The organism is Pseudomonas sp. B21-023 (genome assembly GCF_024749165.1).
Classification (GTDB): Bacteria; Pseudomonadota; Gammaproteobacteria; order Pseudomonadales; family Pseudomonadaceae; genus Aquipseudomonas.
The window spans coordinates 5570951-5580275 of sequence record NZ_CP087190.1; the positions used below are offsets into that span (position 1 = coordinate 5570951).

8 protein-coding genes are annotated in these 9325 nt (G+C 67.2%); all 8 read left to right on the forward strand.

The window, feature by feature from the left end; translation table 11 throughout:
- Positions 1-33 precede the first annotated feature (33 nt).
- From LOY42_RS25150 to LOY42_RS25185, 8 genes are read left to right on the forward strand one after another with little or no spacing between them, the layout of a single operon-like run.
- Positions 34-468: a type VI secretion system amidase effector protein Tae4 gene (locus tag LOY42_RS25150; protein ID WP_102683426.1), complete on the forward strand. Its 435-nt coding sequence runs from the start codon at positions 34-36 to the stop codon at positions 466-468.
- Positions 465-875, forward strand: a complete 411-nt coding sequence (locus tag LOY42_RS25155; RefSeq protein WP_102683427.1) for a hypothetical protein — start codon at positions 465-467, stop codon at positions 873-875. Before LOY42_RS25150 ends, LOY42_RS25155 begins: the two co-directional genes overlap by 4 nt.
- The gene (gene tssE, locus LOY42_RS25160) at positions 869-1384 is read left to right on the forward strand and encodes a type VI secretion system baseplate subunit TssE (RefSeq protein ID WP_038707176.1); all 516 of its coding nucleotides are present in this window, start codon (positions 869-871) and stop codon (positions 1382-1384) included. Before LOY42_RS25155 ends, tssE begins: the two co-directional genes overlap by 7 nt.
- Entirely contained in the window at positions 1381-3243 is a 1863-nt protein-coding gene (gene tssF, locus LOY42_RS25165; RefSeq protein ID WP_139667905.1) for a type VI secretion system baseplate subunit TssF, read from the forward strand. The genes tssE and tssF overlap by 4 nt, the downstream gene beginning before the upstream one ends.
- Positions 3207-4256 (forward strand): type VI secretion system baseplate subunit TssG, encoded by a 1050-nt coding sequence (gene tssG, locus LOY42_RS25170; protein ID WP_139667903.1) that lies wholly within the window; start codon positions 3207-3209, stop codon positions 4254-4256. Before tssF ends, tssG begins: the two co-directional genes overlap by 37 nt.
- Complete coding sequence (gene tssH / locus LOY42_RS25175; protein WP_258599622.1) at positions 4249-6924, forward strand: type VI secretion system ATPase TssH; 2676 nt, start codon at positions 4249-4251, stop codon at positions 6922-6924. The genes tssG and tssH overlap by 8 nt, the downstream gene beginning before the upstream one ends.
- A gap of 11 nt (positions 6925-6935) precedes the next feature.
- Entirely contained in the window at positions 6936-8873 is a 1938-nt protein-coding gene (locus LOY42_RS25180; RefSeq protein WP_258599623.1) for a type VI secretion system Vgr family protein, read from the forward strand.
- 12 nt (positions 8874-8885) lie between these two features.
- A complete protein-coding gene (locus tag LOY42_RS25185) occupies positions 8886-9320 on the forward strand; it encodes a DcrB-related protein (RefSeq protein ID WP_139667898.1) in 435 nt (144 codons plus the stop codon).
- The last annotated feature ends 5 nt before the right edge of the window (positions 9321-9325 follow it).

The window sequence follows — 9325 nt, forward strand, 5'->3', positions numbered from 1 at the left end:
CTCCCCACGCGTCACCCGCTCACGGTGAACATCATGGCCAAGCCTTCTTTCATCAACCTGTGGAATGCCTACCCCAGCGTGTCATCGCCCTGCGACGGCGGGTGGGACAACCAGTGCGCCATCCGCATGAGCATCGCGCTCAACGGCGAGATGAGCCTCAAGGTCAACAAATCGACCTATACCGAACCCAAGTGCGCCCACGACCATGCCCGTGGCGCCGAATCCCTGGCCAACTGGCTGGAGACACGATTGTTCTACCCGCTGAAGATTGCCGGTACCGCCAAGGCCCGCGACGCGCTCAAGGGCAAGACCGGGATCATCTTCTACAAGGACTGCTTCGCCCGCAACGGACAAAGCCAGGAGAACCGCACGGGCGACCATATCGACCTGTGGAACCGCGGCCTGACCAAAGGTTTCTCCGACCACAACTACCAGTCGAAGCAAGTCTGGTTCTGGGAGCTCACATGACCCGCGCTGTCCTGGCCGGTGCCCTGCTGCTGGCCCTGAGCGCTTGCGCCGACGCCGAACTGCTGAACGAGGCGAACCTGGGCGGGCAGGCCGTGAAGCTGAGCGAGAATGCCGGCCAGTGTGTGCTTGATCGCGGCGAACAGCGCCTGGCGCTGGACATGCAATGGCCCTGCGGCCTGAGCCCGGACCGCGCCGGCAAGGCCCGGGTCGAGCAGTTCAATGGCACGCCGGTGGTGCTGGTGACCCATGTGCAGCCGCACCCGACGCTCAAGGGTGAATGCCTGAAGACCTCGCGCGCCGTGCGCCTGACCCAGGCCGGCCTGGAAGCCTCCACGCCCGCGCCGAGCGCCTCCTGCGACACCGGCTTCGAAGACCAGAAAATGTTCACAGGGATGTTCCAGTGGTAGCCGAAATCGCCACCCGCGACCGCTTGCAGCCTTCGCTGCTGGATCGCCTGACCGACGATGACCCGGGCAACCCGCAGGAAGCCCCCGACAAGCGCGTGCTCAGCCTGCAGCAGCTCAAGGCCTCGGTACTGCGCGACCTGGCCTGGCTGCTCAACACTACGTCGCTGCTCGACACCGGCGCCACGCTGAACTCCCCGGCCGGCGCCTCGGTGATCAACTATGGGCTGCCGGCATTGGCCGGCAACAGCGCGTCGAACATCGACCTCAACGCGCTCGAACGCATCATCCACCAGGCCATCGCCACCTACGAGCCGCGCATCCTCGCCCATACCCTGAAGGTACGGGCCCAGGCCGCGCCCGGCGAGATGAACGCCAACGCCCTGAGCTTCGAGATCGAAGGCGACCTGTGGGCCCAGCCGGCGGCCCTGCCGCTGCTGCTGCAGACCGACGTCGACCTGGAATCCGGGCACGTGCGCGTGGCCCCCGCCGACCGCCGGAGGCGCGCATGAACCCGCGCCTGCTCGAGCTGTACAACCAGGAACTGCAGCACATCCGCGAGGGTGCCGCGGAGTTCGCCAAGGAATACCCGAAGATCGCCGGGCGCCTGACGCTGTCCGGGATCGAGTGCGCCGACCCTTACGTCGAGCGCCTGCTTGAAGGCTTCGCATACCTCACCGCGCGGGTGCAGCTCAAGCTCGACGCCGAATACCCGACCTTCACCCACAACCTGCTGGAAATCGCCTACCCGCACTACCTGGCGCCGACCCCGTCGATGACCGTGGTGCAACTGCAGACCGATCCCGACGAAGGCTCGCTGGCCGCCGGGTTCCAGCTACCCCGCGACAGCGTCCTGCGCGCCAATCTCGGGCGCAATTCGCAGACGCCCTGCGAATTTCGCAGCACCCAGGACGTCACCCTGTGGCCGTTGCAGGTGGCCCGGGCCGAGTATTTCGGCAACCCCGGCGCCGTGCTCGGGCGCCTGGCCGCCAGCGAACCGAAAGCCCGCGCCGGGCTGCGCCTGACCCTGCGCAGCGGCGCCGAGATTCCGTTCTCCAGCCTGCCGCTGACGCACTTGCCGCTGTACCTCAACGGTGCCGACGAAACCCCGTTCCGCCTGTACGAACAACTGCTCGGCAGCGCCTGCGCGGTGTTCGCGCGCCAGCCGGGCGCCGACTGGGTCGAACGCATCCCGGTCGAGGACGCCTTGCTGCCCTGTGGCTTCGATGACCGCGAAGCGGCGTTGCCGGTGGTGCCGCAGGCCTTCCAGGGCTACCGCCTGCTGCAGGAGTACTTCGCCCTGCCCCAGCGCTACCTGTTCATCGACTTCGCCGGGCTCGAGCGCGCGGTCAAGCGCTGCGACGGCCAGGAGTTGGAGCTGCTGGTGCTGTTCGACCGCATCGACGCCGCGCTGGAAAGCAGCGTGGGCCCCGCCCAGTTCGTGCCGTTCTGCACCCCGGCGATCAACCTGTTTCCGCGCCGGGTGGATCGCATCCACCTGACCGACCGGGTCCACGAGCACCATGTGATCGCCGACCGTACCCGGCCCACTGATTTCGAGATCCACTCGTTGCAGCGGGTCACCGGCCACGGTACCGGGCCGGACCAGGAATTCCTGCCGTTCTACGCGGTGCGCGACCCGTCGCGCTATGGCCGTGACCAGGCGTACTACCTGGTGCGCCGCGAACCGCGCGTGCTCTCCAGCGAGCAGCGGCGCAACGGTACGCGCTCCAGCTACATGGGCAGCGAGACCTTCGTCAGCCTGGTCGATGGCAACCAGGCGCCGTACCGCCATGACCTGCGCCAACTGGGCATCAGCGCGCTGTGCAGCAACCGCGACCTGCCGCTGTTCATGAATGTCGGCGACGGGCGCAGCGACTTCAGCCTGGCCGACAGCGCACCGGTATCCGCCGTGCGCTGCCTGGCCGGCCCCAGTCGACCGAAGGCCAGCCATGCCCACGACAACAGGGCCTGGCGCCTGATCAGCCAACTGTCGCTGAACTACCTGTCGCTGGCCGAACAGGGCCAGGGCGCCGCCGCCCTGCGCGAACTGCTGCGCCTGTACGGTGACCAGCAGGACAGCGCCCTGCAGCTGCAGATCGACGGCCTGCGCGAAGTCAGCTGCAAACCCTGCACGCGGCGCCTGCCGATGCCCGGGCCGATCGTCTTCGGCCGTGGCCTGGAGATCACCCTGACGTTCGACGAGAACGCCTTCCGCGGTACCGGGGTGTTCCTGCTGGGCGCGGTGTTCGAGCGCTTCCTGACCCGTTACGTGTCGATCAACAGCTTCACCGAAACCGTGCTGCGCACCAGCGAACGAGGCGAGATCATGCGCTGGAAAGCCAAGCCCGGGCGCAGGCCGAACCTGTGAACACGCTACAGGCCATGCAGGCTGAGCCCTGGGAGTACGACTTCTTCCAGGCGCTGCGCCGTCTCGAGGCGGAGAACCCCGAGCTGCCCCGCTTCGGCCACTCGCTGCGCCTGGCTGACGAACCGGTGCGCCTGGGCCAGCGCCTGGACTGCGGCTTCGCCCCGGCAACGCTGGCCTCGGTCACGGCCAACGACGACCAGCCAGCGCGCCTGGAGCAGTTTTTCTTCGGCCTCGGCGGCCCCAACGGCCCCCTGCCGCTGCACCTGACCGAGTACATGCGCGAGCGCCAGCGCAACCACGCCGACCCAACCAGCAAGCGCTTTCTCGATGTCTTCCACCACCGCTTGCTGAGCCTGTTTTATCGCGCCTGGGCCGAGGCCCGTCCAACCGTCAGCCATGACCGCCCGGGCGACGATTACTGGGCCGCGCGCCTGGCCGCCCTCAGCGGCCGCGGTCAACCGGAGCTGCAAGGCCAGGGGCCGCTGGCCGATACCGCCAAGCTGCACTGGTCCGGTCACCTGGCCGCGCAGACCCGCTACCCGGATGGCCTGTGCAGCATCCTGGCCAGCTACTTCGGCGTGCCGGTGAAGCTGGAGGAATACGTCGGCCAGTGGCTGGAGCTGCCTGAACGCAGCCAGCTCGGCGTGCGCGCCAACCGCCTGGGCGTCGACCTGTGCCTGGGCCGCTACGTCTGGGACCGCCAGCACAAGTTCCGCCTGTGCCTGGGCCCGCTCACCCTTGACCAGTACCACGCCCTGCTCCCCGGCGGTCAGGCGTTCGTCGAGCTGGCTGCGTGGGTCGCCGAGTACCTGGGCCAGGAGCTGGACTGGGACCTCAACCTCATCCTCGCGCAGGGCCAGGTGCCCGCGCTGCAACTCAATGCCGACCAACGCCTGGGGTTCGACACCTGGCTCGGCCGGCCGTCGCACGATGCCAACGACCTGAAGCTCGCCCGGTACTACGCCGAGCGGCCGGTCAACGCCCCGCCAACAAGGAGTCAGGACCATGGGTGAAATCAGCCGCGCCGCGCTGTTCGGCAAACTCAACAGCGTCGCCTACAAGGCCATCGAGGCCGCCACGGTGTTCTGCAAGCTGCGGGGCAACCCCTATGTCGAGCTGGCGCACTGGCTGCACCAGTTGCTTCAACTGCAGGACAGCGACCTGCATCGCATCATCCGTCAGTTCAACATCGAGCCGGCGCGCCTGGCCCGCGACCTGACGGACGCCCTGGACCGCCTGCCGCGGGGCTCGACGTCGATCACCGACCTGTCCTCCCAGGTCGAGGAAGCCGTCGAGCGCGGCTGGGTGTACGGCAGCCTGATGTTCGGTGAAAACCAAGTGCGCACCGGCTACCTGCTGGTTGGCATCCTCAAGACCCCGAGCCTGCGCAACGCCCTGCTGGGGCTGTCCAGCGAGTTCGCCAAGCTGAAGGTCGAAGCTCTCAGCGAACGCTTCGACGAGTACGTGGGCGATTCGCCGGAAAACAACCTGGCCGCCAGCGATGGTTTCAGCGCCGCCGCCCCCGGCGAGGCCAGCGGTGCCTTGGCCCCGGCGGCGATGGGCAAGCAGGAGGCGCTCAAGCGCTTCACCGTCGATCTCACCGAGCAGGCGCGCAGCGGCAAGCTCGACCCCATCGTCGGCCGTGACGAGGAAATCCGCCAGCTGGTGGACATCCTCATGCGCCGCCGCCAGAACAACCCGATCCTCACCGGCGAGGCCGGCGTCGGCAAGACCGCCGTGGTCGAAGGCTTCGCCCTGCGCATCGTCGCCGGCGACGTGCCGCCGGCCCTGAAAGACGTCGAGCTGCGCAGCCTGGACGTCGGCCTGCTGCAGGCCGGCGCCAGCATGAAGGGCGAGTTCGAGCAGCGCCTGCGCCAGGTCATCGAAGACGTGCAGGCCTCGCCCAAGCCGATCATCCTGTTCATCGACGAAGCCCACACCCTGGTCGGCGCCGGTGGCGCGGCCGGCACGGGCGATGCCGCCAACCTGCTCAAACCGGCCCTTGCCCGTGGCAGCCTGCGCACCGTGGCGGCGACTACCTGGGCCGAGTACAAGAAGCACATCGAGAAGGACCCGGCGCTGACCCGGCGCTTCCAAGTGGTCCAAGTGGACGAGCCGAGCGAGGCCAAGGCGCTGCTGATGATGCGCGGCGTGGCCTCGACCATGGAGAAGCACCACCAGGTGCAGATCCTCGACGAAGCGCTGGAAGCCGCCGTGAAGCTGTCGCACCGCTACATTCCGGCGCGCCAGTTGCCCGACAAGTCGGTGAGCCTGCTCGACACCGCCTGCGCCCGCGTGGCCATCAGCCTGCACGCGGTGCCGGCCGAGGTGGACGACAGCCGTCGGCGCATCGAGGCGCTGGAAGTCGAGCTGCAGATCATCGCCCGCGAGGCCGCCATCGGTGTGAACACCGGGCAACGTCAGCCCCAGGCCGACAGCCTGCTGGCCGAAGAGCGCGAGCGCCTGGCCGCCCTGGAAAGCCGTTGGGCCGAGGAGAAAGCCCTGGTCGACGAGCTGCTGGCCACCCGCGCGCAACTGCGTGAACAGGTCGGTGTGGTCGATCAGGAAGTAGACGTGCAGGGCAGTCATGAGCTGCGCGAAAAACTCATCGACCTGCAGCAGCGCCTGAGCCAGCTGCAAGGCGAGAGCCCGCTGATCCTGCCAACCGTGGATTACCAGGCAGTGGCCTCGGTGGTCGCCGACTGGACCGGTATCCCGGTGGGGCGCATGGCGCGCAACGAGATCGAGACCGTGCTCAACCTCGACTCGCATTTGGCCAAGCGCATCATCGGCCAGGATCACGCGCTGAAGATGATCGCCAAGCGCATCCAGACCTCCCGCGCAGGCCTCGACAACCCGAACAAGCCGATCGGTGTGTTCATGCTCGCCGGCACCTCCGGCGTGGGCAAGACCGAGACCGCCCTGGCCTTGGCCGAGGCCATGTATGGCGGTGAACAGAACCTGATCACCATCAACATGAGCGAATTCCAGGAAGCCCATACCGTCTCGACCCTCAAGGGCGCGCCACCCGGCTACGTCGGCTACGGCGAAGGCGGCGTGCTGACCGAAGCGGTGCGCCGCCGCCCGTACAGCGTGGTGCTGCTGGACGAGGTGGAAAAAGCCCACCCCGACGTGCATGAAATCTTCTTCCAGGTGTTCGACAAGGGCGTGATGGAAGACGGCGAAGGCCGCCAGATCGACTTCCGCAATACCCTGATCCTGCTCACCACCAACGCCGGCACCGAGCTGATCGCCAACACCTGCAAGGACCCGCAGGCCCTGCCCGACCCCGAGGCCGTGGCCACTTCGCTGCGCAAGCCGCTGCTGGAGATCTTCCCGCCGGCGCTGCTCGGTCGCCTGGTGACCATCCCCTACTACCCGCTCAGCGACACCATGCTCAAGGCCATCACCCGCCTGCAGCTGGAGCGCATTCGCAAGCGTGTGGAAGGTACCCACAAGGTCGGCTTCGCCTACGACGACGAGGTGGTCGAGCTGATTGTCTCGCGCTGCACCGAGACCGAAAGCGGTGGCCGCATGATCGACGCCATCCTCACCAACGGCCTGCTGCCGGATATGAGCCGCGAGTTCCTCACCCGCCTGCTCGAGGGCAAGCCGCTGGCCAGCGTCAGCATCAGCCGTCGCGACAGCGACTTGCACTATGACTTCGGCGCCGCCGACTGACAGGACCGACCATGCTGTTCAAGCAGTTCACGCGCCTGGCGCAAATCAACAGCCCCCTGGGGCCGGACAAGCTGATCCTTGCAGAGATGGGCGGCAGCGAGGAGCTTGGCCGCCTGTTCGACTACGAGCTGCAGCTGACCAGCGACGACCCAGCCATCGACCTCAACCAGCTGCTGGGCAAGCCCATGAGCCTGAGCGTGCAGCAGAGCCTCGGCACATCGCGGCACTTCCACGGCATCGTCGCCCGTTGCAGCCAGTCGGTGGATCAGGGCCAGTTCGCCAGCTACCGCGTCACCCTGCGCCCTTGGCTGTGGTTGCTGACGCGCACCAGCGACTGCCGAATCTTCCAGCACCTGAGCGCGCCGCAGATCATCAAGCAAGTGTTCCGCGACCTGGGTTTCTCGGATTTCGAGGACCTGCTCAGCCGCAACTACCGCGAGCGCGAGTACTGCGTGCAGTACCGCGAGACCAGCTTCGACTTCGTCAGCCGGCTGATGGAGGAGGAAGGCATCTACTACTTCTTCCGCCACGAGCAGGAACGCCACGTGCTGGTGCTCGCCGACGCCTATGGCGCGCACCAGAAAGCCCCCGGCTACGAGACCGTGCCCTACTACCCGCCGGACGGCCAGCACCGCGAGCGCGACCACATCAACGACTGGCACCTGGCTCAGGAAGTCCAGCCCGGCTCCCTGGAGCTAAACGACTACGACTTCCAGCGCCCCAGCGCGCGCATCGACGTGCGCTCGGCCATGCCCCGGCCGCACCAGGCCGGCGACTACCCGCTGTACGACTACCCCGGCGCCTACGAGCAGACCCAGGACGGCGAGCACTATGCCCGCACCCGCCTGGAGTCGCTGCAAAGCCTGCACGAGCGTGTCGAGCTGCGCGGCAACGCCCGGGGCCTGGGCAGCGGCCATCTGTTCAGCCTGAGCAACTTCAGCCGCCAGGACCAGAACCGCGAGTACCTGATCGTCGCCGCCCGCTACTACGTGCACCAGGAACGCCTGGAGAGCGGTGGCGGCAGCGGCGCGGCGCAGTTCGAGAGCAACCTGAGCTGCATCGACGCGCAGCAGAGCTACCGCCCGGTGAGCAGTTCGCTTCGCCCGATCGTCAAGGGGCCGCAGACCGCCGTGGTGGTCGGCCCGGCTGGCGAGGAGATCTGGACCGACCAGTACGGCCGGGTGAAGGTGCACTTCCACTGGGACCGCCACGACCAGTCCAACGAGAACAGCTCGTGCTGGATCCGCGTATCCCAGGCCACGGCCGGCAAGAACTGGGGCTCGATCCAGGTCCCGCGCATCGGCCAGGAAGTCATCGTCAGCTTCCTCGAAGGCGACCCCGACCGGCCGATCATCACCGGGCGGGTGTACAACGCCGAACAGACCGTGCCCTACGACCTGCCCGGCGGCGCCACCCAGAGCGGCATGAAGAGCCGTTCGAGCAAGGGCGGCAGCCCGGCCAACTTCAACGAAATCCGCATGGAGGACAAGAAGGGCGCCGAGCAACTGTACATGCATGCCGAACGCAACATGGACACCGTGGTCGAGCAGAGCGAGACGCTGTCGGTGGGCGTCAACCGCACCCAGACCGTAGGCATGCTCGAGACCATCACCATCGGCCAGGACCGCATCCGCGCCGTGCGCCGCGACGACATGCTGCTGGTCGGCGCGAGCAAGACCGACAGTGTCAGCACCAGCTACCTGATCGAAGTCGGCGAGAACCTGCGCCTGGTCTGCGGCAAGAGCGTGATCGAGCTCAACGCCAGCGGGCAGATCAACATCAGCTGCGAGCAGTTCAGCTTCCACGCCAACGCCGACGCCGAGATCAACACCGGCGGCACCCTTGACCTGAACGTGGGCAGCGGCGCGCAGACCGCCCCGAACAACCAGGGCGTGAAAACGGCCATCGACGGCGCGGTGAAGGCCCTCTTTCCCGGCGCCGGCAAGTAACGAGAACAAACCATGAGCTACCGCGTCAACGAATTCCGCTTCGCCCTGCCCGATGCGCAGGTACGCGACACCAGCATCAACATCCTGCGCTTCGAAGCCCTGGGCACCTCGCTGATCGTCAGCCGCAGCCTGCTCGAAGAGGGCGAGACCCTGCAGAGCAACTTCGACGGCCAGTTGCAGCGCCTGCAGCAACAGGTCAAGGACCTGCAGTTCCAGCCGGCCCGCGCCACCCAGGTGGGCGCGGCGCAGCCGATCGAGGCGATCGAGCTGAGCAGCCAGTTCAGCAAGGGCCAGGAAAAGGTCTACCAGTACCAGCTGGCGCTGGTGCTGCCGGGCACGCGCAAGATGTTCGCCCTGAGCTACGTCAAACCCACTCCCCTGGGCGAGGCCGAGGCGACGCACTGGACGGCGCTCAAGCAGTCCCTCGACTTCGACAACCTGGGCTGACCCCG

Coding starts and splice junctions, on each gene's coding strand:
- tssH (WP_258599622.1), top strand. CDS start 4,249: ATGGGTGAAATCAGCCGCGCCGCGCTGTTCGGCAAACTCAACAGCGTC.
- LOY42_RS25150 (WP_102683426.1), top strand. CDS start 34: ATGGCCAAGCCTTCTTTCATCAACCTGTGGAATGCCTACCCCAGCGTG.
- LOY42_RS25185 (WP_139667898.1), top strand. CDS start 8,886: ATGAGCTACCGCGTCAACGAATTCCGCTTCGCCCTGCCCGATGCGCAG.
- LOY42_RS25180 (WP_258599623.1), top strand. CDS start 6,936: ATGCTGTTCAAGCAGTTCACGCGCCTGGCGCAAATCAACAGCCCCCTG.
- tssF (WP_139667905.1), top strand. CDS start 1,381: ATGAACCCGCGCCTGCTCGAGCTGTACAACCAGGAACTGCAGCACATC.
- LOY42_RS25155 (WP_102683427.1), top strand. CDS start 465: ATGACCCGCGCTGTCCTGGCCGGTGCCCTGCTGCTGGCCCTGAGCGCT.